Raw genomic sequence first — 25,321 nt, 5'->3', positions numbered from 1 at the left:
TATGAAAAAAGATCGCTCACAAACAAAAAGCCCCGCTTTTCAGCGGGGCTTTTGCTATCTCACCAGACCACAGCAAGTAACCGAATTACTCGCCGTAGGCTTCGGTGGGCAGGCAGCTGCAGAACAGGTTGCGGTCACCGTACACATCATCGATGCGGTTGACGGTGGGCCAGAACTTGCTGCGGCGCACGTCTTCAGACGGGAACACGGCCAGCTCGCGGCTGTAGGCACGGTTCCATTCGGAGTCCATGACGTCGTCCTGGGTGTGCGGGGCATGCACCAGGGGGTTGTCTTCCAGGGTCCACTCGCCGCTTTCCACCTTGCGCATTTCGGCGCGGATCTGTTTCATGGCGTGAATGAAGCGGTCGATTTCCACCTTGGACTCGGACTCGGTCGGCTCGATCATCAGGGTGCCCGCCACCGGGAAGCTCATGGTCGGGGCATGGAAACCAAAGTCGTTCAGACGCTTGGCCACATCCATTTCACTGATGCCGCTGGTTTCCTTGAGCGGGCGAATGTCCACGATACACTCGTGGGCCACGCGGTCGTTGCGGCCGGTGTAGAGGATGGGGTAATCCTCGGCCAGGCTGCGCATCAGGTAGTTGGCGTTGAGAATGGCCAGCTGAGTGGAGCGCTTCAGGCCTTCGTCGCCCAGCATGGCGATATACATCCAGCTGATCGGCAGAATGCTGGCGGAGCCAAAGGGTGCGGCCGACACGGCGCCGTTGTTGCGGCTTTCCTTATCGGTTTTCACCACGGCGTGGCCGGCCACGAAGGGCGCCAGATGCGCCTTGACGCCGATGGGGCCCATGCCCGGGCCGCCGCCACCGTGAGGAATGGCGAAGGTCTTGTGCAGGTTGAGGTGCGACACGTCGGAGCCGATAAAGCCCGGTGAGGTAATGCCCACCTGCGCGTTCATGTTGGCGCCGTCCATGTATACCTGACCGCCAAAGCCGTGCACGATTTCGCACACTTCGCGAATGTTTTCTTCATACACGCCGTGGGTAGACGGATAAGTCGCCATGATGCACGACAGGTTCTCGCCCGCTTCCTCGGCCTTGGCCTTGAGGTCGACCATGTCGATGTTGCCCCGCTTGTCGCAGGCCACCACCACCACCTTCATGTTGGCCATCTGGGCCGACGCCGGGTTGGTACCGTGGGCGGAGCTCGGGATCAGGCAGATATCGCGATGCCCTTCTCCCCGGGACTCGTGGTATTTCTTGATGGCCAGCAGGCCGGCGTATTCACCCTGGGCACCGGAGTTGGGCTGAATGCAGATGGCATCGTAACCGGTGATCTTCACCAGCCAGCTTTCAAGCTCGCCGATCATCTTCTGGTAGCCCTGAGTCTGGCTCAGCGGCGCAAAGGGGTGAATGCGGGCGAACTCGGGCCAGCTCACCGGCACCATTTCGGCGGTGGCGTTCAACTTCATGGTGCAGGAGCCCAACGAGATCATGCCGTAGTTCAGCGCCAGGTCCTTCATTTCCAGCTTGTGGATGTAGCGCAGCATCTCGGTTTCGGAGTGGTAGCTGTTAAACACCTCGTGCTCGAGAATGGCGGTGTCGCGCACCAGCCCGGCGGGAATGGAGGCGGTGCCGGCGGCGGCCTTGGCGTCCAGGCTGTCCACGCTCAGGCCGTGGCCTTCACCCAGGAAGATGTCGAACAGCTCGGCCACGTCACCCCGGGTGGTGGTCTCGGACAGGGACACCCCGAGAGCACCAGCCAAATCGGAACGCAGGTTGGCGCCCTTGGCTTCGGCACGGGCCAGAATGACGTCCTTGTCGGCAGTTTCCACGGTAATGGTGTCGAACCAGGTGTCGTGCTTGAGCGCCACGCCCTTGCTCTGCAGGCCCAGGGCCAGAATGTCGGTCAGGCGGTGCACCCTATCGGCAATACGTTTCAGGCCTTCCGGACCGTGATACACGGCGTAGAAGCTGGACATGTTGGCCAGCAGCACCTGAGCGGTACAGATGTTGGAGTTGGCTTTTTCGCGGCGAATGTGCTGCTCGCGGGTCTGCATCGCCATACGCAGGGCCGGACGGCCGCGGGTGTCCTTGGACACACCGATAATACGGCCCGGCAGCGAACGCTTGTGCTCGTCTCGGGTGGCGAAGAAGGCGGCGTGAGGGCCACCGTAACCCATGGGCACTCCAAAGCGCTGGGCGTTGCCCAGTACCACGTCGGCACCCAGTTCGCCCGGAGCCTTCAACAGCACCAGGGAGAGAATGTCGGCGGCCACACAGGCAATGCCCTTGCCGCTTTGCACCTGGGCGATCAGCGCCTTGAGGTCGCGGATCTGGCCGGTGGTGGACGGATACTGGAACAGGGCGCCAAAGACGTCGTGTTCCACCACCGCCTCGGCGGGGGCGACCTTGATGTCAAAGCCGTAGTGCTCGGCGCGCTCGCTGACCACGTCAATGGTCTGGGGGTGCACGTCGTCGGCAATAAAGAAGATGTTGGCCTTCTTGTTTTTACTGACCCGGCGGGCCAGGGCCATGGCCTCGGCGGCGGCGGTGGCTTCGTCCAGCAGTGAGGCGCTGGCCAGGGGCAGACCGGTCAGATCCTGGGTCATTTGCTGGAAGTTGAGCAGGGCTTCAAGGCGGCCCTGGGCGATCTCGGGCTGATACGGGGTATAGGCGGTATACCAGCCCGGATTTTCCAACACGTTGCGCTGAATCACCAGGGGCACATGGGTATCGTGATAGCCCATGCCGATATAGCTCTTGAACACCTTGTTCTGATCGGCCAGGGTTTTCAGGTAGCCCAGGGCTTCCTGCTCGGTGCGCGGGGCGCCAATGCCAAGGGGCTGGTCGTTGAGAATGCTCGCCGGCACGGTCTGCTTGATGAGATCGTCTAGGCTGTCGGCGCCCACCACCGCCAGCATGTCGGCCACTTCCTGCTCGGAAGGACCAATATGACGGCCGATAAAGGCGTTATTCTGCTCAAGTTCAAACAAAGACTGGGTCATATTTCCTTACTTCCTTCTTCGGGCACAAGGCCCGAGGGTAGACAGACGACCGGCCCCGTGGGGGGTACTTGCCGGCAAAGAGTCTGATATTGAGATTGCACATCAACAGCCGGGGCTGCGTGACCAGGGCAACATCAACAAAGCCCCCATACGGGGGCTTTAAACGTGCTTATTCTTCGTCGATGCTGTTTTCGTAGCCTTCGGCATCCAGCAGCTCGTCCAGATCGGACTCGTCTGCCAGCTTGATGCGGAACAGCCAGCCGTCACCGTAAGGGTCGGAGTTCACCAGCTCGGGGCTGTCCTCCAGATCCTCGTTCACGGCAATGATTTCGCCGCTCACCGGCGCATAAATGTCGGATGCGGCCTTGACCGACTCGGCTACGCAGCACTCTTCGCTGGCGTCCACGTTGCGGCCCACTTCCGGCAGCTCAACAAATACCATATCACCCAACAGATCCTGCGCATGTTCGGTAATGCCGATCACCGCTTCACCGTTCTCTTCAATACGTACCCATTCGTGCGAGCGGGCATACTTCAGTTCACTGGGGATATTGCTCATCAGTTGTTCCTCTTGGTTCTTAAAACTCGGCAACCGCCTTGCCAAATCGTACAAAAGTCGGCTTGACCACGGCCACCGGCATCCATTTCTTGCGCAGTTCCACTTCCGCATTGTCGCCAATGGCGCGCGGCACCCGCGCCAGCGCAATGCTGAAACCCAGTGTAGGCGAGAAGGTGCCGGAGGTGATCACGCCGTGCTGTTCATTCCCCTCGGCATCGGTAAACCGCACCGGGGTTCCGGCGCGCAACACGCCTTTTTCTTTCATGACCAGGCCAACCAGCTTGGGTTGATCGCCGGCGGCGCGCTGGCTCTCAAGCACGGCGCGGCCAATAAAGTCACGCTCGGCCGGCTCCCAGGCAATGGTCCAGGCCATGTTGGCGGCCAGAGGGGAGACGGTTTCGTCCATGTCCTGGCCGTAAAGATTCATGCCCGCTTCCAGGCGCAGGGTGTCACGGGCACCCAGGCCACAGGGGCGTACGCCGGCGTCTTTCAGGGCATTCCACAGGGCGCCGGCCTGGTCGGCGGGCACCACAATTTCGTAGCCGTCTTCACCGGTGTAGCCGGTGGTGGCAATGAAGAGGTCGCCGGCCTGCACCCCGAAGAAGGGCTTCATGCCTTCCACGGCGGCGTTTTGTTCGGCACTGAATACGGTGGCGGCCTTGGCCTTGGCATTGGGGCCCTGCACCGCAATCATGGCGAGTTCGGGGCGTTCGGTCAGGGTAACGTCAAAACCTTCGGCCTGTTTGGCCATCCAGGCCAGATCCTTGTCGCGGGTGGCGGAGTTGACGATCATGCGGTAATCGTCGTCGGCAAAGAAATAGGTGATGAGATCGTCAATGACCCCGCCCTGTTCGTTGAGCATGCCGCTGTAAATAGCCTTGCCCGGCTGGTTGGCGCGGCCGATGTCGTTGGCCAGCAGGCGCTGCAGGTAGGCTTTGGCCTGGGTGCCCTTCACATCCACAATGGTCATGTGAGAGACATCGAACATGCCGGCGTCCTGGCGGACGGCGTGGTGCTCCTCAAGCTGAGAGCCATAGTTGATGGGCATTTCCCAACCGTGAAAGTCCACCATTTTGGCACCGGCTTCCAGGTGCTGCGGATGCAAAACTGTTTGCTGAGTCATGACGCTTCCTTATATTCCGAGCCCGGCCAGCGAGCGATAATCCGGTCTAGCGTGTTTGATTATACTCAAGCAGATTTGGGATAACACAGCAAGGAAGTCAAAAAAAACTAATCGTTTATTAACACAGTGCGAAATGTGAGCTATCCATCGACAGCCTTTTTAACGTGAAGAAAGCTACATTCGTGGCTTTTAAAACCAAAAATTAACAAAAAATTAAAATTTGATGTATTTAATTGCCTTATGACAAGCACAAGCGCAAAAGTTACGCCTGTGTTCGAAGGAAAAATCGGCTTAAAAAAACTAATTACCAACAAGGCTCGGATTAGTTTTTCTCAAGTATTTTTACCCATACGGGAAAGCCGGGGCTGCAGTCCGCCAATGCCCAGGGCATGGGCCGCCAGCCGACGCTTAAGGGGCATGAGGCCGTCGGTCAGGGTCAGGCCGAGGGTACGCACTTCCCGCACCAGCGGCAACCGGCTGCCAAATAGCCGCTTCAGCCCTTCCATGCCCGCCAGCATGGTGGCGGCCTCGGCCTTGCGCCAGCGCTCAAAGGCGCGCAGGCCGGCCAGTTCGCCAATATCCTTGCCCTCGGCGTGACGTGCCAGCAGGGTGTCGGCCAGGGCCGCGGCGTCCTGCAGGCCCAGGTTGACCCCCTGCCCCGCCAATGGATGTATGGTGTGAGCGGCGTCACCAATCAGCGCCCAGCGCGGGCCGCAAAATTGCTGGCTGTAGCGGGCCTTGAGCGGAATGGCAGCACGGGGACCCAGCACGCGGCACAACCCCAGACGCAGATCAAAAGCAGTGGCCAGTCGCTTGTTGAACTCGGCGTCACTCTGCGCCAGCAGCGCCTCGGCCCGCGCCGGCGGGCAGGACCAGACAATGGAGCAGCGGTGCGGGTGGGCCAGGGGCAGAAAGGCGAGAATGTCATCGCCACGAAAGATTTGCCGGGCGCAGCGGCCGTGGGGCTCGTCGGTTTCAATGGTGGCCACCAGGGCGTGATGATCATAATCCCATTCGGTCATGCCCGGCTGCATCTGCCCGCGCAGCCAGGAGCGGGCGCCGTCCGCTCCCACCAGCAGCCGGCCGGTAATGGGGGTACCATTGTCCAGCAGCACAAAGGCACCGCCATCGCTGGCCGACACGGTCGCGGCCCGGGCTGGCAGGTGCAGGCTTATGTGCGGGCTGAGCCGCGCCTGCTCCAGCAGGTGGTGCTGCAGCAGCCGGTTTTCCACAATATGACCCAAGTGGGGCTGATGCATCAGCTCGGCAGAAAAGCCGATGCGGGCCCGGCTTTCGGCTTCCCACACTTCCATTTCGGTATAGGGGCCGAGCCGGTCGCTGTTACCCGGCCAGGCATTCAGTCGCTCAAGCAGGGTCTGGGACGCCAGGTTAATGGCACTGACCCGGTTGTCGGCGATATCGCCAAAGTCGGAGTCGGGCGTCTGCCCTTCCACTACCGCCACCTTCATACCGCTTGGGGCCAGCGCCAGCGCCAGGGTGAGCCCCACCATGCCGCCGCCAATAATAATGATGTCTGCCGCTTGCATCGATTACCTCTTGCCCATGGCCCGCCAGGCCAGTTGACTCTTTAACGGGGCACAGGCGGCCATGGCCGACAACCCCAGATTGCGTCCGGCGGCGAGCACCGGGTTGTTGTTGGAAAACAGCAGTGCCAGCGCCGTGGTAAAATTCACCATGCCGGCCTGATCCGGCAGCCGCGCCCGGCCATAGCCACTCAGCACGCCATGACTGCCGATGTCCCGCCCTTCTGCCAGGGCCTGACTCACCCGGTCGGTCAGGGTGGCCACATCCCGCAGTCCAAGGTTAAAGCCCTGGCCGGCAATGGGGTGCAGCAGGTGGGCGGCGTTGCCCAACAGCACCACGCGGTGATGCCAGGGCTTGGGCGCTTCGTCCAGCACCAGCGGGTAACAGTGGCGCTTGCCGGTGCGGGTGAGTCTGCCCAGGCGGTAGCCAAACTGCCGCTGCAGGGCGGACAGAAAGGCATTGTCCTCCATCGCCATCAGTCGTTCGGCCCGTTCGGGGCTGATGCACCATACCAGGGAGCTGCGCCCCTCACTCATGGGCAGCAGCGCCAGCGGGCCTTCCGGGGTAAAGCGCTCAAAGGCACGGCCCAAATGCGGCTCGGCGGTGGCGATATTGGCGATGATGGCGCTCTGGTGGTAATCCAGCTGGCGGCGTGGCACGCCGAGCTGCTGGCCAACCAGGGAACGGTTGCCGTCGGCGGCCGCCAGCAGGCTGGTGGAAAACGCCGCGCCGCCCTCGAGCGCTATGGTCACGCGCTCGGGATGCTGTTCAAAACGAATGATGCGATCGGGGCAGAACAGGGTGATGTTCTCACAGGCCGTCAGCCGCCGGTGCAGCTCACTGCCCACCGGCTGCAGCTCCACCACCTGGCCAAGGGCGGGCACGCCGTATTCCGCTGCGTGCATGGCCACCCGGCCAAAGTGACCCTGATCGGACACCTGAATATGGGTGATGGGGGTCGCCAGGGGCGCCAGCGCCGGCCAGATCCCCAGCCGTTGCAGCAGGGTCTGGCTGTGCCAGGCCAGGGCAATGCTGCGGGCATCAAAGCCAGGATGGCGGTCGTGCTCGGGGCGCACGGCCTCGATCACTGCCACGGAAAGCCGGCCGCCATCGGGCCGGCGCAGCCCGGCCAGGCCCAGCGCCAGCACGGCCCCGGCCATGCCGGCGCCGTTGATTACCACGTCGTAATGGGTCATTGCGGTTGTGTGTTGTCGTGCTAAATCAGTGCAGGGTTGGACGCTCGGGCACCGGGCGGCCTTTGCCGAATTCTTCAAAGGCCATGGTGGCACCGAGCTTGAGGTGTTCGTAGAGCACCACAAAGGCGGCTTCACTTTCTTCGTCTTCCTGCTCGAACTCGCCGGAAACCTGAGTGATGCTGCTGATGTCCTGGATCATCTCCTGCAGCTCGGGAGAGGCCTTGTTCAGCTCCTGCTGAACCACGCCAAAACCGGCCAGAAAGGCGCCGGCCCATTCCATCATGGCGTCGAGCCGGTCGTCGAGGGGCTCTTCGTCGGCGGGCAGCAACAGCTCAAACCGGCTTTGCTCCAGCAGATCGTCAAACACTCGGTTAAACAGCAGATTCACCGCCTTTTTCAGTTCGGCGGGCAGGCCAAAGCCATCGTTGAGCAGATCGTTGAAATGTTGCTGCCAGCGGGCGTCGTCCCGGGCCATGCCACCGCAGACAAGGCCACAAATCACGCCGTGAACTTCGGCGGCGGTCACCACCATGTTGTGCTGTTCCAGCAATGTGGTGAAGGCATCAAAGTTAAGGCGGGCGTTATCGTTCATCATTTACTCGAAAGTGGTGCTGAATTACCGCAGATCCTAGCACCGTCGCTCATTGCAGACCAGCAACCCCTTGAAAGTTCTGATACGCCACTATATATTCGCGGGACTTTCATTGCTCATTGCAAGCCACCTGAGGACCACATGACCACAGCGGCAATCGACATCGTAATTCTCGGGCGCCCATACAAGGTGGCCTGTCCTGCCGGGCAGGAAGAGGCATTGCATCGGGCGGCCGACATGCTCAACGAGCGCATTCGCAAGTTTCGCGAAAGCGGCAAGTCCGCATCCAATGAGCAAATCGCCATTATGCTGGCGCTGAATGTCTGCCACGAGCTTGAGCTTGAAAAGGACAAGAATCATCAATATGCTGACGCCATGGACAGACGCATCAAGATGCTTCAACACACCATTGAAGAGGCCCTCGCCAGCAAGGTAAACTGAGCCTGTTCCGACAATTTGTTTTTCCCTGGGGTGTTCGTCAGTGAGTGGCGTCCCTGAGCCGATATCAACAGCACAGGAATCCCGCGTTGCTCGCTATTGAGCATGCTCGGCCTCGACCGAGACGCCTGCGGCGGGTACCGGGCTTCCGCCTTGAACCGACGGGTTCAAGGACTAACACTCGCAACGGCACTCTGGGGACCCCTCATTACTTTCGGCCTTGTCATGACCCAGCAACAACCCAACAATCCCCTGCACGGCATTACCCTTGAAGCCCTGCTGACCGAGCTGGTAGAAAAATACGGCTGGGACGAGCTGGCCCGCCGGGTCAATATCAACTGCTTCAAGAACGATCCCAGCATCAAATCGAGCCTGAAGTTTCTGCGCCGCACGCCCTGGGCCCGCACTCAGGTGGAAGAGCTTTACCTGCGTCTCAAAAACAGTCCCTGGCATCGCTGACCCTTTGCCTCGCACCCGGTATTGGGAATAAGCTCGGCACATTCTCGTTTTCAATGGAATGAGCCATGTCAGAACGCCATATCATCCGTCAGCAGATCAGAAACGCCCGTCGCCGGCTGAGCCATGCCGAACAGCAGGCCGCCGCCCATGCCATTGTGGACCGGGTGGCCGACACGCCACACCTGGCCCAGGCCGGCAAGGTGGCACTGTATCTTGCCAATGACGGCGAGCTCGACCCCCACCCGCTGATCGATTGGTACTGGTCCCAGGGCACCCAGGTATATCTACCGGTGCTGCACCCCTTCAGCCCCGGGCACCTGATGTTTTTGCGCTATGATCCCGACGCGCGCCTGGTGGCCAACCGCTTCGGCATTCCCGAGCCCCGCCTCGATATTCGCCTGCTGTTGCCCAAAAATGAACTCGACGTGATTTACACCCCCCTGGTGGCCTTTGATGCCACCGGTAACCGCATTGGCATGGGAGGCGGTTTTTACGACCGCACCCTGGCGGGCTGGCATCAAGGACAGGGCCCGCGCCCGGTGGGCCTGGCCCACGACTGCCAGCAGCTGCCCGCCATTCCCACCGATCACTGGGACGTCCCCCTGCCCGAGCTGCTCACCCCGGCCCGGCACTGGCGCTGGTAAAAGCCCTGCCGGTATTTTATTACTGCTGCAGACCGTAGGTTGAAATGAGTGTAGCGAATTCCAACATTCCGCCGCCGGTTGTTTGTTGCGATTCGCTTCGCTCATCGGCAACCTACGCTGTCCTACCTGTCACTCAGCAAACACAAGCCATGCAACCGGGGCCGGCTTTGCTATAATGCGCGGCACTTTTGCAGGAGAACAGCACAGCCATGACACAAGACGAAATGAAAAAGGCCGCCGGCTGGGCGGCGCTGGAGTTCGTGACCCCGGGCAGCATTGTTGGTGTGGGCACCGGCTCCACCGTCAATCACTTTATCGATGCCCTCGGCTCCATCAAGGATCAAATCAAGGGCGCGGTATCCAGCTCCGAGGCCTCCACCGCCCGGCTGAAGGATCTGGGCATTCCGGTGTTTGATCTCAACGACATCAGCGAGCTCAACGTCTATGTGGATGGCGCCGATGAAATCGACGGCTCCATGGCCATGATCAAGGGCGGCGGCGCGGCCCTGACCCGGGAAAAAATCGTGGCCGCCGTGGCCGACAAGTTCGTGTGCATTGTTGATGGTACCAAGACCGTCGAGGTGCTGGGCACCTTTCCGCTGCCGGTGGAAGTGATCCCCATGTCCCGGGAATACGTGGCCCGGGAGCTGCGCAAGCTGGGCGGCCGGCCAGTATACCGGGACGGTGTGGTCACCGACAATGGCAACCACATACTGGACGTACACGGCCTGGCCATTACCGAGCCCAAGGTGCTGGAAACCCGCATTAACGCCATTGTGGGCGTCGTGACCAACGGCCTGTTTGCCGAACGCGGTGCCGACGTGCTGCTGATTGGCACCCCCGACGGCGTGGTGCGCCAGGGCGGCTGATATCACTGCTCAACCCAAACCGTAGGTTGCCGATGAACGAAGTGAATCGCAACACAGGCAGACGCCTGCCAAATGTTGGAATTCGTTCCTCATTCCAACCTACGGACTGGATCTTCGCGTCGCGGAGATGACAGCCAATATTCAGTTCACCAGGGCCACCGCCTTGATCAGGGCATAACACGCCATGCCCTGATGCAGCCCCAGCTGCCCCGCCGACCAGGCGGATACCTCGGCCAGCAATCGCTGGCCGCCATCAAGCTTCCCGTCCACCAGTACCCTGCCCTCACCCAGCTGATGCAGCGCCACCAGCCTAAGCGGCAACTGGTTCAGTATCGATACCCCTGCCACCGGCGCCAGCGCCAGGCTCACATCCGAGGCCTGAATGCGCACTCGGGCCCGTTCACCTCCCTGCCGGCGGGCATGCACCAGCCACAGGGTCTGACCGTTAAAGGCAAAGGGTGTTCGGCCATCCTCCAGCTCGGCTTCCAGCGTGCCTTCCAGTATGCTGGCCGCCCCCTGCTCCACAAACAGCGGCGAATCGGGCCGGGCCATGGCCTGCTGCAATGGCTCAACCTGGGTGGTGCGGCCGCGCGCCATAAAGATCACCCGGTCCGCCAGCCGTTCCACTTCGTCCGGAGCATGAGTGACATAAAACACCGGTACTCCGGCCCGGGCCGACAGTCCCTCAATCCAGGGCAAAATCTCCCGTTTGGCCTGAGTGTCCAGGGCCGACAGGGGTTCGTCCAGCAATAATAACCGGGGCGCCGTCAGCAGGGCCCGGCCAATGGCCACCCGTTGACGCTGGCCGCCGGAGAGTGAGGACGCCCCCTGCGCCAGCAGGTGCGACAGTCCCAGCCAGCCCACCACTTCGTTTACATCGGGTCTGGTGATGCCTTTGGGCAGCCGGCGCCAGCCATAGAGCAGGTTGTCGCGCACCGACAGGTGGTTAAACAGGCTGGCCTCCTGAAATACGTAGCCAAAGCGGCGCCGGTGCACCGGCAGACCATGCAGGCTCTCGCCGTTCAGCCACAACTCGCCATCGGCCCGCTCCAGCCCGGCCAGGCAGCGCAGCAGCGTGGTCTTGCCACAACCGGACGGGCCAAATAATGCGGTAACCCCAGTTGATGGCTGCTCAAAGGCGGCGTCGAGGCAAAATCCGGGGCGCACCAGCTTAAACCGAGCGCTGATCATGGGTGCACCACCGAAAAGCGGCGGTTAAGGGCATACACCGCCATCAGAATGCTGAACGACAGCACCAGCAGCAGCGCCGACAGGGTATGGGCCTGACCGTATTGCAGCATCTCCACATGATCGTAAATGGCGATGGAAATCACCTGGGTGGCGCCGGGAATATTACCGCCCAGCATCAGCACCACGCCGAACTCCCCCAGGGTATGGGCAAAGCCGAGCACGATGGCGGTAAGAAAACCGCGCCGGGCCAGGGGCACCGCCACGGTAAGGAACCGGTCCAGGGGTGAAGCCCCGAGGGTGGCGGCCACCTCCAGCGGACGCCGGCCCATGGCCTCAAAGGCCCCTTGCAGTGGTTGCACCACAAAGGGCAGCGAATAAAACGCCGAGCCAATCACCAGGCCGGTAAAGGTAAAGGCCAGGCTGCCACCTCCCAGCGCCATGGACAAACCGCCAATCACCCCATGGGGCCCCAGCGCCAGTAGCAGGTAAAAGCCCAGCACGGTGGGCGGCAACACCAGCGGCAGCGCCACCACCGCCTCGATGACGGTTTTGAGGCGGCTTTGGGTCTGGCTCAGCCACCAGGCCAGGGGCGTGCCCAGCACCAGCAACACCAGCACGGTGACCCCGGCCAGCCGCAGGGTCAGCCCGAGGGCGGCCATATCCTGAGGCGCCAGCATTTACTGCGCCGCGTCGGTGCCGTAACCGTAGGCCTGGATCACCGCCAGGCCTGCGGGGGAGCGTAGATAGTCCAGCAGGGCCGTTGCCGCCGGAGTATCGCGCAGCTGTACCGCCTGCTGCACAATGGGTGCATAACGGTCGGCGGGCACTTCCCACCAGGAGCCGTCGGCAAATTGCCCCTGGCTGAACACCTGGGACTTGGCCACAAAACCCAGATCGGCATTGCGGCTGTACACATACTGGTAGGTCTGGCCGATGTTTTCGCCCCGCACCATCTTTTTGCTGAAGCGCTCCCACAGCCCCATGCCGGTGAGCACCTCCTGGGCGGCGCGGCCATAGGGGGCGGTAGCCGGGTTCGCGATGGCCAGAAAACGAAAATCGCCATTGTTGAGTACCGACTGTTCGGCGTCTATCAGCCCCCGGTCCGGGCTCCACAGCACCAGGGTACCCAGGGCATAGGTAAAACGGCTGCCGGGCACGATGGCTGCTTCATGCTCCAGCAGTGCGGGCCGCGCCTCGTCGGCGGCCAGAAACACATCAAAGGGCGCGCCGTTCTTGATCTGAGCATAGAGCTTACCGGTAGAGCCGGACGAGATCAGCACGGTATGACCGCTTTGCCGCTCAAACTGCCCGCTCAGGGTGGTGATGGCATCGAGAAAATTGGCGGCCACCGCCACCCTGACCTCATCGGCCAGGGCCGGCATGGATACGCACAACAGCAACGTGGCGGAGAAAAGTTTGGGCATCACGAATCGTCCTTGGGTTATATAGCCATGTATATAGCGAAGCAATGTATCGCTATAAAATAAAAAACACAACGCTAATGACGTATCATGGCCCCCTGGCCCTGCCAACACATGCGAGGAACAAGGTGGAACTGGACATATTGCTGAGCCTGCAGCAACAGGGGCGACTGTTTATTTCCCCCAAGCGGGTGCGTCTGCTGGAGTGCATTCGTGAGCAGGGATCCATCAGCCGCGGCGCGCAAGCGGCGGGCATCAGCTACAAGTCGGCCTGGGATGCGGTCAAGGACATGAACACCCTGGCCGGCCAGCCCCTGGTGGCCAGCGAAGCCGGCGGAAAGGGCGGCGGCGGCGCCCGGCTGACCCCTTATGGCGAACGGCTGCTGAAAATCTATGCCCTGCTGGGGCGTATTGAGCGCATGGCGGTAAACGCCCTGCAGGACGAAAGCGCTTCCCTCGACAGCCTGCTGGCGGTGGTGTCGCGCTTTGGCCTGCAGACCAGTGCCCGCAACCAGTTTTTTGCACAGGTGACATCGGTGGGCCGCCGGGATCTCAGCCATCAGGTCGGCCTGAGGCTGAATGGTGGCGCCACCCTGCTGGCGGACATTACCGAGCGCAGTTGCCGGCGGCTCGGGCTGATCCCGGGCAAGGAGGTGCTGGTGCTGATCAAGGCCCCCTGGGTGACCATTGAAACCGGGTCAGGGAAAACCCCCAACCGTCTGGCCGGCACGGTGTCGGCGGTCATGGCCGGTGATCGCTTTAACGAAGTGATGCTGACGCTGGATCAGGGCGGCGAAATCTGCGCCCTGCGTCCGATCCATGAAACCCTGCCCGCCCTCGGCGCACGGGCATTTGCCTGCTTTGCCCCGGAGCAGGTGATCCTGGCCACGCTGGAGCCCTGATACAGGCCCGGCTTCAGCCGGGCCAGCTTGTAGCATGTGGCAAGAGGCGTAGGTTGGCGATGAGCGCAGCGAATCCCAACATTATACCGCCGGCTTCGTGTTGGAATTCGCAAGGCTCATTCCAACCTACGGTTCACTGACTGACAGCTTCGAACGTCACAGCATATTCCTGATCACATAGTGCAGTATGCCGCCGTGGCGATAGTAGGTAAGCTCGTCCTGCGTGTCGATGCGGCACAGAGCCTCGATTTCCCGCGTCTTGCCATCACCGTCGGTAATGGCCACGGTCAGGCGGCAGCCGGGGTTGAGGCCGTCCAGGCCACGAATCGACAACTGCTCCTCGCCGGACAGCCCCAGGCTTTCCATGCTGTCGTCGCCGGAAAACTCCAGCGGCAGCACGCCCATGCCAATCAGGTTGGAGCGGTGAATGCGCTCGTAGGAGCGGGCCAGCACCGCCCTCACCCCCAGCAGCCGGGTGCCCTTGGCAGCCCAGTCCCGGCTGGAGCCGGTACCGTATTCCTTGCCGGCCACCACCACCAGGGGCACGCCTTCGTCCTGATAACGCATGGCGGCGTCATAAATGGACAGTTGCTCGCCACTGGGATAATGACGGGTTTCACCCCCTTCCACATCGTCCAGCATCAGGTTGCGAATGCGAATATTGGCAAAGGTGCCGCGCATCATCACCTCGTGGTTGCCGCGCCGGGAGCCGTAGGAGTTGAAGTCCTTGCGCTTGATGCCGCATTCCTGCAGGTATTTGCCCGCCGGGCTGTCGGCCTTGATGCTGCCCGCCGGCGAAATGTGATCCGTGGTCACCGAGTCGCCCAGCAGCGCCAGCACTCGGGCCGACTCAATGTCGGTCACCGGCGCGGGCTTTGCCGCCATGTCGCTGAAAAACGGCGGGTGACGAATATAGGTAGAGTCGTCCTGCCAGTCAAAGGTGGCGCTGCCGGTCACATCAATGGCGCGCCAGCGTTCGTCGCCGTCAAATACCTCGCCATACTCCTTGCTGAACATGTCGGTTTTCACCTTGGCCACCGCCTCGGCCACGGCTTTTTGTGATGGCCAGATGTCCTTCAGATAGACCGGCTTGCCGTTCTTGTCGGTACCCAGCGCATCCTTGGTGAGATCCACATGCATGTTACCGGCAAGTGCATAGGCCACCACCAGGGGCGGTGACGCCAGCCAGTTGGTCTTCACCAACGGATGAATACGGCCCTCGAAGTTGCGATTGCCCGACAGCACCGAGGCCACGGTGAGATCATCCTTGCGAATGGCCGCTTCAATGGACTCGGGCAAGGGCCCGGAATTACCGATGCAGGTGGTGCAGCCGTAACCCACCAGGTGAAAGCCGAGCGCTTCCAGGGCCGGCATCATGCCGGCGGCTTCCAGGTAGCGGGTCACCACTCGAGAGCCGGGGGCCAGCGAGCTTTTCACCCAGGGCGCCCGAGTCAGTCCTTTTTCCACCGCGGCCCTGGCCATCAGGCCGGCGGCCATCAGCACGCTGGGGTTGGAGGTGTTGGTACAGGAAGTAATGGCGGCAATCACCACGGCGCCGTCGCGCAAATGATGGGTGGCGCCATCCAGATGAAAGGGGGTGCCCTTCTGGGCCTGCTCGCAACCCACTGCGGTCTGACCGCCCTCGCCTTCCAACCGGCTTTCGGCGCTGTCGCTGACCGACTGCCCCCGGGCCAGCTCAAAGGCCTGAGGCACCCGGCTGAGCACCACCCTGTCCTGAGGACGCTTGGGGCCGGCCAGGCAGGCTTCCACCTCGCCCATGTCGAGCGCCAGGGTGTCAGTAAACACCGGTTCGTCTCCGGGGTTGCGCCACAGTCCCTGGGCCTTGCTGTAAGCTTCCACCAGTGCCAGCTGCTGCTCGGCTCGGCCGGTCAGGCGCAGGTAACGCAGGGTTTCTTCATCCACGGGGAAAAAACCGCAGGTGGCGCCGTATTCCGGGGCCATGTTGGCAATGGTGGCCCTGTCCGCCAGGGGCAGGCTGGCCAGGCCATCGCCGTAGAACTCCACAAACTTGCCCACCACGCCGTGGTTGCGCAGCATTTCGGTGACGGTCAATACCAGATCGGTGGCGGTCATGCCTTCACGCAGGCTGCCGGTCAGCTTGAAGCCCACCACCTCGGGAATACGCATCGACACCGGCTGGCCTAGCATGGCGGCCTCGGCCTCAATGCCACCCACGCCCCAGCCCAGAATGCCCAGGGCGTTGATCATGGTGGTATGGGAGTCGGTGCCCACCAGGGTATCGGGGCAGATCAGGGTGCCGTCGCCGGTGTCCTGCTGCCACACCGTCTGGCCCAGGTATTCCAGGTTGACCTGATGGCAGATGCCGGTGCCGGGCGGTACCACGCGAAAATTGTCAAAGGTCTGCTGGCCCCAGCGCAGAAAGGCGTAACGTTCGCCGTTGCGAGCCATTTCCAGATCCACGTTGGTGGCAAAGGCCTGCTCATTGGCAAATTCGTCCACCATCACCGAGTGGTCGATAACCAGGTCCACCGCCGACTGCGGGTTGACCTTTTCCACCTCACCGCCCAGGCGTTTCACCGCCTCGCGCATGGCGGCCAGGTCCACCACCGCCGGCACCCCGGTAAAGTCCTGCATCAGCACCCGTACCGGGCGAAAGGCTATTTCCCGCTCACTGTGGCCGTGCTTCAGCCAGTCCACCATGGCCTGCAGCTCCTCCTTCAGGCCATGGTCGCCGTGGCGCAGCAGGTTTTCGGTGAGCACCTTGAGGGATTTGGGCAGTCGCGTCAGCTGCGTGCCGCCGGGCGCCTGGTTGAGGGCATAATAATGATAATCACGGCCGTTCAGGCCAAGCCGGGCCTGAACGGTGCGGGTCAGTTCGGAAGACATGTTTCCTCCTTGGTTCCTGAGCGTCCGGCACCCCGTTACGGCAGTGCCGCCGAATAAGCATTATTTTTATATATCAGACAGTTAGGAATTGATTATGGCCCAAGGACGAACAAGGATCAAAAAATGGCCGGCGACCGGCTTAGGGGCCATACTGCAAGGGGAATGACAACCATGATTTTTTGGCCTCAGCCCCGTTTTTTCTCGTTGGCACAATGCGCCGTGATGGCGTAGAAGGAAGCCCGAAATCACCTTGCACACTCAGTTACAGGACACCGCCGCGCACTCATGAAGATCGCCATTCTTTCCCGCAATCCCTCGTTGTATTCCACCCGGCGCCTGCAGGCAGCCGCCGAGGCCCGGGGCCACGAGGTCAGCATCATCGATGCCCTGCGCTGCTACATGAACATTAACGACAACAAGCCCTCCATCCATTACAAGGGGGAAGATCTGGCGCACTTCGACGCCATCATTCCCCGCATTGGCGCCTCGGTCACCTTTTACGGTACCGCCGTATTGCGCCAGTTTGAAATGATGGGTTGCTACACCCTCAACCACTCGGCGGCCATCAGCCGCTCCCGGGACAAGCTGCGCTCGCTGCAGGTGCTGTCGGGCCACGGCGTGGGCATGCCGATCACCGGCTTTGCCAACAAGCCCGACGACGTTCCCGATCTGATCGACATGGTGGGCGGCGCCCCACTGGTGATCAAGCTGCTGGAAGGCACCCAGGGGATTGGCGTGGTGCTGGCGGAAACCCGCAAGGCGGCGGAAAGCGTGCTGGAAGCCTTTATGGGCCTCAAGGCCAACATCATGGTGCAGGAATTTATCGAAGAAGCCGGCGGCGCCGACATTCGCTGCTTTGTGCTGGGTGACAAGGTAATCGCCGCCATGAAACGCCAGGCTCAGGAGGGCGAATTTCGCTCCAACCTGCACCGGGGGGGCGAAGCGCGCCTGGTGCGCATTACCCCCGAAGAGCGCAAGACCGCCATCGCCTCGGCCAAGGCCATGGGCCTGCAGGTGGCCGGGGTGGATCTGCTGCGCTCCAAGCGTGGCCCCCTGGTGATGGAGGTCAACTCATCCCCCGGCCTGGAAGGCATTGAAAGTGCCACCGGCAAGGACGTGGCGGACCTGATCATTCAGCACATCGAAAGCCATGCCCATCGCAAACCCCGTCACCGGGAGCGTGGCTGATGAGAGCGACTTTTGAACTCGCCGGCCAGCATGTGGCTCCCGGCCGCCGCCAGACCATGCAGCTGGCCCTGGCCCAGCTCTATACTCAATCGCCACTGACGGTGCCGGTAGAAGTGGTGCACGGCAAACTGCCGGGCCCGGTGCTGCTGCTGTGCGCCGCCATTCACGGCGATGAGCTCAACGGCATTGAGGTGGTCAACCAGGTGCTGGCCAGGATCAACCCGGCCCGCCTCAGAGGTACCCTGGTAGCGGTGCCCGTGGTCAATGTGTTCGGCTTTATTCACAAGTCCCGCTACCTGCCGGACCGGCGCGATCTCAACCGCTGCTTTCCCGGCTCGGAAAAAGGCTCACTCGGCGCCCGGGTTGCGCACTTTTTCGTGAATGAGATCGTCAGCAAGTGCAGCCATATTATCGACCTGCACACCGGTGCGATTCACCGCAGCAACCTGCCCCAGATTCGTGCCCAGCTTGACTGTCCGGTCACTCGACAAATGGCGGAGAGCTTTGGCGCGCCCATTATTCTGGATGCCAGCATTCGCGACGGCTCCTTGCGCTCGGTGGCGGAGACCCAGGGGGTGCCGGTGATCCTCTATGAGGCCGGCGAGGCGCTGCGCTTCGACCCGCTGCCGATCAAGGCCGGGGTGCGGGGCGTGCTCAGGGTGATGCGCACGCTGGGCATGCTCAGGGCCACCACCGCCAAATCCGTGACCGAACCCATTATCGCCCGCGCCAGCACCTGGATTCGAGCCGAGCACGACGGCCTGCTGCACCTGAAGGTGCGCCTGGGAGAGCGCATTCGCAAAGGTGACTGCCTGGGCACCATCACCGCCCCCCTGGGCACGGAAAACCGGGATATCATTGCACCGCGCAGCGGCATTGTGATCGGCAGCCTGACCATGCCGCTGGTCAATGAAGGCGACGCCATCTGCCATATTGCCCTGTTTGACGAGATCAAACAGGCGGAGAAAACGGTGGAACGCTTTGTGGACGAGCTGGATGTACAGACGCCGGCCATGTAGTGCATGGCCCGCACTCACCAATAGAAAAGGGGCAGCCGGTGGCTGCCCCTTTTTGATGTCGTCGGCTCGTTCCTGAACCTGATTGCTCCCTGCAATCCCTGACCTGACTCCTCCGAGTCTTCCTCTTTCCCGTTCCGTCGGGCTCGTCCCTGCATCTTCCATGAATGGCCGCCGTCCTGCTGCCAACCGCTTCTTCCTGAAGGTATCCCTGATCTTCCTGACCTGTTCCACTTGGCCTTCATGGCCGTGTCCCTTGCCGTTCCTGGCTGCCGGCATCCTGCCTGCACCGTCTTCCCCGATTCCTTTCTTCACACCTTCCGTGTTGGTGTGTCCTGTGAGCCTTCCTGCTCGCTGCCTTCCCGGCAACTCAGCCTGCCTTGCTGTTGGTATTCATCATATCCTTTCCCCCGGCCGACACAATGCGGTGGGCAGGTTCACGCCTCTGCTTGAAATTCAACCTGACAACAAAAACTTTTTATATTCAAAAACTTACAACTAATTTCCGCCAAAATCCATATATCAAAAGCGCCTTTTCCATGCGTGCCTTGAGAGATCGCTTACAGGGAGCGGGGGTAAATCAGGAAGGGGAATCATCAGTCGCCCCAGAGATAATGGTCGTTTGGCGCCGAATACCACGGACTCACGACCCAAAGGCAGGCTGGCGTATGGATAAACAGCGGTATTACAAATAAAAAATGCCGGGGCAAGCCCGGCATGGTGATATGGCAAGCGGTTCGCCTCAGCCCATCATTTTCGCCTTGAGGGCGGCAAAGTCGGCGGGAATGGTCTCGGACAGGGATTCCATGGCGCCGTGCTTGGCCAGCGGGCCCGGCAGTTCAATGTCCTGCTCCAGAATGCGGTCCACACTTTCCTTGAACTTGGCCGGATGAGCGGTACACAGGAAGATGCCCACTTCGTCCTTGCCGCGCTCCTTGTTGAGCAGATCCCAGGCGATGGCACCGTGGGGCTCGCACAGGTAGCCCTTGGCAAACAGCCGCTTGAGGGCGTCCTGGGTTTGCTCATCGTTAAGGGCACCGGAAGCGATATCGGAAAGACTCCAGCCCTTGACCCGGCACAGCTCTTCCACCCGCGGCCAGTTGTTGGGTCGGCTCACGTCCATGGCGTTGGACAGGGTGGCCACGGTGGCCTGCGGGTCCCAGTTGCCGCTTTCCAGGTAACGCGGCACGGTGTCGTTGGCGTTGGTGGCGGCCACAAAGCGCTTCACCGGCAGGCCGATGGCCTTGGCAATCAGACCGGCGGTCAGGTTGCCGAAGTTACCGGACGGCACGCAGATCACCGCCTTGTTGCGCTGCTCGGCAGGCAGCTCGGCCACGGCTTCAAAGTAGTAGCACACCTGGGCCAGCAGACGGCTGATGTTGATGGAGTTGGCGGAATTCAGGCCCACGGCGGCCTTCAGCTCTTCGTCGTCAAAGGCATTCTTGACCAGCGCCTGGCAGGCGTCAAAGTCACCCTGCACCGCAAAGGTGCGAATGTTGCCACCCAGGGTGGTGAACAGCTTTTCCTGCAGCGGGCTGATTTTGCCCTCGGGGTAGAGGATCACCACTTCGATATTGGGCAGGCCGTAGAAGGCGTGGGCCACGGCGGCACCGGTGTCGCCGGAGGTGGCGGTCAGAATGGTGATCTTGCCTTCACTGCTCAGGGTGGCCAGACACTGGGCCATAAAGCGGCCGCCAAAGTCCTTGAACGCTAGGGTCGGGCCGTGGAACAGCTCCAGGGCGTAGGTGTGCTCGTCCACCTTCACCAGCGGCGCCGGAAAGGTAAAGGCGTGCTCCACCATGGCGGTGAGGGTGTCCTTGGGAATTTCGTCACCGATCAGATGCTGCAGTATGGCTACCGAGCGGGGCACCAGCGGCTGCTCCAGCAGGGCGTCGATGTTGGCAAGCGGGCTCAGGTTTTCCGGAAAGAACAGGCCCTGGCCCCGGCCCAGGCCCTGCTTGACGGCGCCGGCAAAATTGATGGTCTCTGCGTTATCCTTGATGTTGTACAACTTCATAGCTTGGTTCCTGTGACTCGCGCGCCTTCGGCGTCGAGTTTGCAAATATGGCAAAAGCCATCCTGATTCTGAATAAAGTGGTCGGCCAGCCAGGCCTTGAGTTTTTCCGCCTGATGCAGATCCTTCATCACCGTAAACACGGTGGGGCCACTGCCGGAAATGCCGGTGGCCAGGGCCCCCATGGCGGCGGCGTGCTCACGCACTTCCTTGAAGCCGGGGATCAGCTGAGCACGATAGGGCTCGGCAATCACGTCCTTGAGCATGGCCGCGGCCACCTGCTCCTGACCGGTGTGGCTGGCGTGCACAAAGCCCGCCAGGCGACGACCGTATTCCAGGCAGTCCTGACGACGGTACTGGGCCGGCAGAATTTCCCGGGCGGCAGAGGTAGACACTGCGATGCCGGGGTAACACACCACCCAGTACCATTCTTCAAAGGACGGCAGGGTCTGGCTGACTACACCGGCTTCGTCCAGCACCAGTTGCATGCCGCCCAGGTGACAGGGTGCCACGTTGTCGTAATGCACCGAGCCGGAGATTCGCCCTTCCAGCTCACCCATCAGCAGCATCAGCTCATGCTCGCTCATGGCGTTATCGTAAAAGGCGTTCAGGGCCACAAAGGCGGCCACTATGCTGGTGGCGCTGGAGCCCAGCCCCGAACCCACCGGCAGGTTCTTTTCCAGGGTCATGGTCAGCGGCTTGCGCGCCAGGCCCTTTTTGTCGAGCGCCTTTTCATAGGACAGCCAGCAATCGTAAACGATATTCTGGGTGTAATCGTCCGGCAGCTTGTGGGCATAGGGACCGGCATTGGTAAGGTAAAAATCGCCGCTGGCGTTTTCCACCAGCACGCGGTCCCCCAGCAGGGAGCCATCGAGGGGGGCCAGCGCGGCCCCCAGTACATCAAACCCAACACTGACGTTGGCGGTAGAGGCCGGCGCGTAGGCTACAACACTCATTTAAATCTCCTGCTTCCAGTTATGGGTGCGCAACAGGTCGGCAAAGACACCGGCGGCGGTAACATCGGCACCGGCACCGTAGCCACGCAGCACCAGCGGAATGGGCTGGTAATACTGGGTGTAAAACGCCAGGGCGTTTTCGCCGTCCTTCACTTTAAACAGGGGATCATCCCCGTCCACGGCCTTGATCGCAACCTTGCATCGGCCATTTTCGATAACGCCCACATAACGCAGCACTCGTCCTTCGCCCGCCTCGGCGGCCTTCTCGGCAAACCAGGCGTCCGCTTCCGGCAATCGGGCCATAAAGGACTCGATATCACCGCTGGCGTCAAAGCCCGGCGGCAGCGCCTGCTCCACCTCAATCTCGTCGAGGCCGAGCTCCATGCCCGCTTCCCGGGCCAGGATCAGCAGCTTGCGGGCCACGTCCATGCCGTTCAGATCGTCGCGGGGGTCCGGCTCGGTAAAGCCGTTCTCCCGGGCGATGCGGGTGGCTTCGGCAAAGCTCATGCCCTCATCCAGCTTGCCAAAGATATAGGACAGAGAGCCGGACAGTATGCCGCCAAAGGCCTTGAGCTTGTCGCCGGCACGAATGAGGTTCTGCAGGTTCTCGATCACCGGCAGGCCGGCGCCCACGTTGGTCTCATACAGGAACTTGCGACGAGTGGAACGGGCCGAACGGCGCAGCTCGCGGTAGTAATCCAGGCTGGCGGTGTTGGCCTTTTTGTTCGGGGTAACCACGTGAAAGCCGGCGGCAAGAAAGTCGGCGTACTGATCGGCAATCTGCTCGCTGGTGGTACAGTCCACCAGCACGGGGTTGATCAGGTGGCTGTCTTCCACCAGCCGGGTGACCCGCTCCAGGCTGAAGCTTTCCTGGGCCTGCTCCAGGCGATCGCGCCAGTCATTGAGGCTGATGCCGTTTTTATCCAGCAGCATTTTGCGGGAGTTGGCGATGCCCACCACCCGAATGCCGATGTCCTGGGCTTCCAGCACCGATTGTTGACGACGGATCTGCTCGAGCAGGGCGCCGCCCACGCCGCCACAGCCCACCAGGAACACATCGATGAACTGACGGCTGGAGAAGAAGTTCTGGTGGCAGGCCTTGATCGCCTCGGTCACCTTTTCCTTGCGGATCACCGCCGAGATGGAGCGCTCGCTGGACCCTTGAGCGATGGCCACGATATTGATCGAGGCTTCCGCCAGGGAATTGAAGAAGCGGGCAGACACGCCCCGGGCGGTGCGCATGCGGTCCCCCACCAGGGAGATGATCGCCAGATCGTCAATCACATCCAGCGGCTCCAGCAGGTTGTTCTTGAACTCCAGGGCAAATTCGTTGGCGATGGCCTTTTGCACCTTTTGCTTGTCGTAGGTATGAATACAGAAGCTGACGCTGTATTCCGACGAGCTTTGGGTGATTAGCACTATGCTGGCACCGGCACGGGAGATGCAGGAAAACAGCCGGCCGGCCATGCCCACCATGCCCTTCATGCCCGGGCCGGAGATGTTGATCATGGTCATGCCGGCCAGATCGGAAATGCCCTTGACCTGCAGATCGTCGTCACTGCACTCCGGGCCAATCAGCGAGCCTTCGCCCTGAGGGTTACCGGTATTCTTGATCAGGCAGGGAATGTGGAACTGGGCGATGGGAGCGATGGTTTTAGGGTGCAGTACCTTGGCGCCGAAATAGGACAGCTCCATGGCTTCCTTGTAGGACAGCTGGCGCAGCAGCTTGGCGTCGGGCACCAGCCGCGGGTCACAGTTGTACACGCCGTCCACGTCGGTCCAGATCTCGCAGCACTCGGCACCCACGCAGGCGGCCAGCACGGCGGCGGAGTAGTCGGAGCCGTTGCGGCCCAAAATGACGGTTTCACCCTTTTCATTGCCGGCGGTAAAGCCCGGCATCAGGTAAACGCAGTCGTCACGCAGGCCCTTGTCGGCGAAGCGCTGGCGGGACACCTCGATATTGACCTGAGCCTCCAGCACACTGCCCTCGCCCAGCAGCATTTCCTGGGGCGAGATCACTTCCACCTGCTCGCCCCGGGCGCGCAGCAGTTCGGCCATGGTGGCGATGGACAGCGCCTCGCCCCGGCTGAGAATGCGGGCCTGAATATTGTCGGGGCACTGTTGCAGCAGGCTGACCCCCTGCAACAGTCGGGTCAGCTGGTTGAGCTCGCGCTCCACCACGGCCTTGAGCCCGGTGTCGTCCAGTTCGGCATACTTGCCCTTGAGTCCGTCGATGATGCCGTGAAAAATCTGCTCGATTTCCTTCAGCACCGGCGCCGCTTCCAGGCCGCGAATGGTCTGCTCCACCACGGCCACCAGGTGGTTGGTTACTCGGGCCGGTGCCGACAGCACCAGCGCCACCTGGGACTGCCGCTGGTTGTTGACCACGATATCGGCCACGGTGTCGAACCGTTCGTTATTGGCCAGCGATGTACCGCCAAATTTCAGGACTCGCATTCATTACTCCCTGTGTAAAACTAAAAAAGCCCGTATCTGGTAGGGACACGGGCTTTTCGATTCAAATTCTGTTTGTCGTCAGCGCATCAGCCCGCCCCGGTGCCACCCATGGTGGTGCCGGTAATAATAATGGTGGTGGTGCGGGTGAACTGCAGCATGACATACAACCTGTAACAACGAATGGCATAGCAATAACCCGGGGCCGGCGGCTTGTCAACTTCACTCCCGGTGTTTGAGGGCCCGTTCAAGGTCCTTGCAGAGCAGGTGCAACAGGTTCAGGTCCCGCTGCTCCAGCACAGGCAATCGGTCTTTAACCCACTCGGCCAGTTTTTCCTGCTGAGAAACCCCGATAAAATCCAGTAATTGTTCTGTTTTTTGTTGCAGCACGCGAAGCTGAGCGTTTTCCTGCCGAACGTCGCTTTTTTGTTCAGCTTTCGGTGCCAGCCCCTGACTGAACTCCCAGGCATACAGCATGATGGCCTGCCCCAGATTCAGCGACGGATAACTCACCTTGAGCGGCAGATAGCTGATGATATCGGCCTGGGCCAGGTGCTCGTTGCTCAGGCCCGACTCTTCACAGCCAAACAACACCGCCACCCGTTGTACCGCCTTGTTGTTGATCTGGGACACGGCTTCCCGGGGGGTCAGATAATGCTGATAGCGGCCCCGGCGGCGGGCCGTGGTGGCGATCACCAGATCCATGTCGGCCAGGCCCTCGGCCAGGGTAGGATAATATTCGGCCTGCTCCAGTATCTCCTGGGCGCCGTGGGCCACCCACTGGGCCTGAGCCTGCTCATGCACCCGGCTGTTGACAAGGCGCATGCGCGAAAAGCCCATGGTTTTCATGGCGCGGGCCGCGGCGCCGACGTTTTCCGGACGGGCCGGCGACTCCAGTACGAAATACAACTCCACCGA

21 protein-coding genes and 1 other RNA gene are annotated in these 25,321 nt (G+C 61.4%); 8 read left to right on the top strand and 14 right to left on the bottom strand.

Translation table 11 applies throughout. From position 1 onward, the window contains the following. Positions 1–85: 85 nt before the first annotated feature. From gcvP to OJHNALOF_RS06990, 6 genes are all read right to left on the bottom strand, one after another. A complete protein-coding gene (gene gcvP, locus OJHNALOF_RS07015) occupies positions 86–2,968 on the bottom strand; it encodes an aminomethyl-transferring glycine dehydrogenase (RefSeq protein ID WP_165661579.1) in 2,883 nt (960 codons plus the stop codon). A 169-nt stretch (positions 2,969–3,137) separates the two neighbouring features. Continuing rightward, on the bottom strand, positions 3,138–3,527 hold the full coding sequence (gene gcvH / locus OJHNALOF_RS07010; RefSeq protein ID WP_094199804.1) for a glycine cleavage system protein GcvH: 390 nt from the start codon (positions 3,525–3,527) through the stop codon (positions 3,138–3,140). 19 nt (positions 3,528–3,546) lie between these two features. Continuing rightward, a complete protein-coding gene (gene gcvT, locus OJHNALOF_RS07005) occupies positions 3,547–4,650 on the bottom strand; it encodes a glycine cleavage system aminomethyltransferase GcvT (protein ID WP_165661578.1) in 1,104 nt (367 codons plus the stop codon). Positions 4,651–4,982: 332 nt separating this feature from the next. Beyond that, the gene (locus OJHNALOF_RS07000) at positions 4,983–6,197 is read right to left on the bottom strand and encodes an FAD-dependent oxidoreductase (protein ID WP_165661577.1); all 1,215 of its coding nucleotides are present in this window, start codon (positions 6,195–6,197) and stop codon (positions 4,983–4,985) included. A 3-nt stretch (positions 6,198–6,200) separates the two neighbouring features. Further along, the gene (ubiH, locus tag OJHNALOF_RS06995) at positions 6,201–7,391 is read right to left on the bottom strand and encodes a 2-octaprenyl-6-methoxyphenyl hydroxylase (RefSeq protein ID WP_165661576.1); all 1,191 of its coding nucleotides are present in this window, start codon (positions 7,389–7,391) and stop codon (positions 6,201–6,203) included. Positions 7,392–7,416: 25 nt separating this feature from the next. Beyond that, positions 7,417–7,983: a UPF0149 family protein gene (locus OJHNALOF_RS06990; RefSeq protein ID WP_094200562.1), complete on the bottom strand. Its 567-nt coding sequence runs from the start codon at positions 7,981–7,983 to the stop codon at positions 7,417–7,419. 141 nt (positions 7,984–8,124) lie between these two features. Between OJHNALOF_RS06990 and OJHNALOF_RS06985 the strand changes: the two genes are divergently transcribed. The 5 genes from OJHNALOF_RS06985 (at position 8,125) to rpiA (ending at position 10,393) form a co-directional block, all read left to right on the top strand. Beyond that, positions 8,125–8,424, top strand: a complete 300-nt coding sequence (locus OJHNALOF_RS06985; protein ID WP_094199808.1) for a cell division protein ZapA — start codon at positions 8,125–8,127, stop codon at positions 8,422–8,424. Between the two features lie 19 nt (positions 8,425–8,443). Beyond that, a non-coding RNA gene (gene ssrS / locus OJHNALOF_RS06980) (6S RNA) lies at positions 8,444–8,626 on the top strand. A 20-nt stretch (positions 8,627–8,646) separates the two neighbouring features. Next, positions 8,647–8,880 carry a VF530 family DNA-binding protein gene (locus OJHNALOF_RS06975; protein ID WP_094199809.1) on the top strand — a complete coding sequence of 78 codons (234 nt, stop codon included), beginning with the start codon at positions 8,647–8,649 and terminating at the stop codon, positions 8,878–8,880. Positions 8,881–8,945: 65 nt separating this feature from the next. Continuing rightward, on the top strand, positions 8,946–9,524 hold the full coding sequence (locus OJHNALOF_RS06970; RefSeq protein WP_094199810.1) for a 5-formyltetrahydrofolate cyclo-ligase: 579 nt from the start codon (positions 8,946–8,948) through the stop codon (positions 9,522–9,524). 209 nt (positions 9,525–9,733) lie between these two features. After that, entirely contained in the window at positions 9,734–10,393 is a 660-nt protein-coding gene (gene rpiA / locus OJHNALOF_RS06965; protein WP_165661575.1) for a ribose-5-phosphate isomerase RpiA, read from the top strand. Positions 10,394–10,534: 141 nt separating this feature from the next. On the opposite strand, the gene modC is transcribed toward rpiA, so the two are convergent. Genes modC through modA form a run of 3 tightly spaced genes read right to left on the bottom strand, consistent with a single transcriptional unit; the run spans position 10,535 to position 13,008 of the window. Continuing rightward, positions 10,535–11,584 carry a molybdenum ABC transporter ATP-binding protein gene (gene modC / locus OJHNALOF_RS06960; protein WP_165661574.1) on the bottom strand — a complete coding sequence of 350 codons (1,050 nt, stop codon included), beginning with the start codon at positions 11,582–11,584 and terminating at the stop codon, positions 10,535–10,537. Continuing rightward, the gene (gene modB / locus OJHNALOF_RS06955) at positions 11,581–12,261 is read right to left on the bottom strand and encodes a molybdate ABC transporter permease subunit (RefSeq protein ID WP_165661573.1); all 681 of its coding nucleotides are present in this window, start codon (positions 12,259–12,261) and stop codon (positions 11,581–11,583) included. The genes modC and modB overlap by 4 nt, the downstream gene beginning before the upstream one ends. After that, positions 12,262–13,008 carry a molybdate ABC transporter substrate-binding protein gene (gene modA / locus OJHNALOF_RS06950; RefSeq protein ID WP_165661900.1) on the bottom strand — a complete coding sequence of 249 codons (747 nt, stop codon included), beginning with the start codon at positions 13,006–13,008 and terminating at the stop codon, positions 12,262–12,264. 125 nt (positions 13,009–13,133) lie between these two features. Here modA and OJHNALOF_RS06945 point away from each other — a divergent pair, with 125 nt between their 5' ends. Next, entirely contained in the window at positions 13,134–13,907 is a 774-nt protein-coding gene (locus OJHNALOF_RS06945; RefSeq protein WP_165661572.1) for a TOBE domain-containing protein, read from the top strand. A 156-nt stretch (positions 13,908–14,063) separates the two neighbouring features. Here the strand turns inward: OJHNALOF_RS06945 and acnA are convergent, their stop codons facing one another. Continuing rightward, positions 14,064–16,775 carry an aconitate hydratase AcnA gene (gene acnA, locus OJHNALOF_RS06940; RefSeq protein ID WP_165661571.1) on the bottom strand — a complete coding sequence of 904 codons (2,712 nt, stop codon included), beginning with the start codon at positions 16,773–16,775 and terminating at the stop codon, positions 14,064–14,066. A 285-nt stretch (positions 16,776–17,060) separates the two neighbouring features. Here acnA and rimK point away from each other — a divergent pair, with 285 nt between their 5' ends. Together rimK and OJHNALOF_RS06930 are read left to right on the top strand one after the other, a co-directional pair. Beyond that, positions 17,061–17,963 carry a 30S ribosomal protein S6--L-glutamate ligase gene (gene rimK, locus OJHNALOF_RS06935; RefSeq protein ID WP_094199817.1) on the top strand — a complete coding sequence of 301 codons (903 nt, stop codon included), beginning with the start codon at positions 17,061–17,063 and terminating at the stop codon, positions 17,961–17,963. Continuing rightward, on the top strand, positions 17,963–18,982 hold the full coding sequence (locus OJHNALOF_RS06930) for a succinylglutamate desuccinylase/aspartoacylase family protein (RefSeq protein ID WP_094199818.1): 1,020 nt from the start codon (positions 17,963–17,965) through the stop codon (positions 18,980–18,982). The genes rimK and OJHNALOF_RS06930 overlap by 1 nt, the downstream gene beginning before the upstream one ends. A 739-nt stretch (positions 18,983–19,721) precedes the next feature. On the opposite strand, the gene thrC is transcribed toward OJHNALOF_RS06930, so the two are convergent. The 4 genes from thrC to OJHNALOF_RS06910 form a co-directional block, all read right to left on the bottom strand. Beyond that, a complete protein-coding gene (gene thrC, locus OJHNALOF_RS06925) occupies positions 19,722–20,996 on the bottom strand; it encodes a threonine synthase (protein ID WP_165661570.1) in 1,275 nt (424 codons plus the stop codon). Then, positions 20,993–21,949, bottom strand: a complete 957-nt coding sequence (thrB, locus tag OJHNALOF_RS06920; RefSeq protein WP_094199821.1) for a homoserine kinase — start codon at positions 21,947–21,949, stop codon at positions 20,993–20,995. Before thrB ends, thrC begins: the two co-directional genes overlap by 4 nt. Next, a complete protein-coding gene (gene thrA / locus OJHNALOF_RS06915; protein WP_165661569.1) occupies positions 21,950–24,406 on the bottom strand; it encodes a bifunctional aspartate kinase/homoserine dehydrogenase I in 2,457 nt (818 codons plus the stop codon). It lies immediately after the preceding gene. 219 nt (positions 24,407–24,625) lie between these two features. Then, positions 24,626–25,318 (bottom strand): tRNA/rRNA methyltransferase, encoded by a 693-nt coding sequence (locus OJHNALOF_RS06910; protein WP_165661899.1) that lies wholly within the window; start codon positions 25,316–25,318, stop codon positions 24,626–24,628. Between the last annotated feature and the right edge of the window lie 3 nt (positions 25,319–25,321).

This window comes from Oceanimonas sp. MB9, assembly GCF_011319775.1.
In the GTDB taxonomy this organism is placed as follows: domain Bacteria; phylum Pseudomonadota; class Gammaproteobacteria; order Enterobacterales; family Aeromonadaceae; genus Oceanimonas; species Oceanimonas doudoroffii.
The sequence above is the reverse complement of the archived record's forward strand: the minus strand, read 5'-3'. Positions and strand labels throughout refer to the sequence as shown.

Excerpts from the sequence above, each read along its gene's own strand:
- thrC (WP_165661570.1), bottom strand. The coding sequence starts at position 20,996 with ATGAAGTTGTACAACATCAAGGATAACGCAGAGACCATCAATTTTGCC.
- OJHNALOF_RS06985 (WP_094199808.1), top strand. The coding sequence starts at position 8,125 with ATGACCACAGCGGCAATCGACATCGTAATTCTCGGGCGCCCATACAAG.
- rpiA (WP_165661575.1), top strand. The coding sequence starts at position 9,734 with ATGACACAAGACGAAATGAAAAAGGCCGCCGGCTGGGCGGCGCTGGAG.
- OJHNALOF_RS06970 (WP_094199810.1), top strand. The coding sequence starts at position 8,946 with ATGTCAGAACGCCATATCATCCGTCAGCAGATCAGAAACGCCCGTCGC.
- gcvH (WP_094199804.1), bottom strand. The coding sequence starts at position 3,527 with ATGAGCAATATCCCCAGTGAACTGAAGTATGCCCGCTCGCACGAATGG.
- modB (WP_165661573.1), bottom strand. The coding sequence starts at position 12,261 with ATGCTGGCGCCTCAGGATATGGCCGCCCTCGGGCTGACCCTGCGGCTG.
- OJHNALOF_RS06930 (WP_094199818.1), top strand. The coding sequence starts at position 17,963 with ATGAGAGCGACTTTTGAACTCGCCGGCCAGCATGTGGCTCCCGGCCGC.
- modA (WP_165661900.1), bottom strand. The coding sequence starts at position 13,008 with ATGCCCAAACTTTTCTCCGCCACGTTGCTGTTGTGCGTATCCATGCCG.
- acnA (WP_165661571.1), bottom strand. The coding sequence starts at position 16,775 with ATGTCTTCCGAACTGACCCGCACCGTTCAGGCCCGGCTTGGCCTGAAC.
- gcvT (WP_165661578.1), bottom strand. The coding sequence starts at position 4,650 with ATGACTCAGCAAACAGTTTTGCATCCGCAGCACCTGGAAGCCGGTGCC.
- ubiH (WP_165661576.1), bottom strand. The coding sequence starts at position 7,391 with ATGACCCATTACGACGTGGTAATCAACGGCGCCGGCATGGCCGGGGCC.
- thrB (WP_094199821.1), bottom strand. The coding sequence starts at position 21,949 with ATGAGTGTTGTAGCCTACGCGCCGGCCTCTACCGCCAACGTCAGTGTT.
- OJHNALOF_RS06975 (WP_094199809.1), top strand. The coding sequence starts at position 8,647 with ATGACCCAGCAACAACCCAACAATCCCCTGCACGGCATTACCCTTGAA.
- modC (WP_165661574.1), bottom strand. The coding sequence starts at position 11,584 with ATGATCAGCGCTCGGTTTAAGCTGGTGCGCCCCGGATTTTGCCTCGAC.
- thrA (WP_165661569.1), bottom strand. The coding sequence starts at position 24,406 with ATGCGAGTCCTGAAATTTGGCGGTACATCGCTGGCCAATAACGAACGG.
- rimK (WP_094199817.1), top strand. The coding sequence starts at position 17,061 with ATGAAGATCGCCATTCTTTCCCGCAATCCCTCGTTGTATTCCACCCGG.
- OJHNALOF_RS07000 (WP_165661577.1), bottom strand. The coding sequence starts at position 6,197 with ATGCAAGCGGCAGACATCATTATTATTGGCGGCGGCATGGTGGGGCTC.
- OJHNALOF_RS06990 (WP_094200562.1), bottom strand. The coding sequence starts at position 7,983 with ATGAACGATAACGCCCGCCTTAACTTTGATGCCTTCACCACATTGCTG.
- gcvP (WP_165661579.1), bottom strand. The coding sequence starts at position 2,968 with ATGACCCAGTCTTTGTTTGAACTTGAGCAGAATAACGCCTTTATCGGC.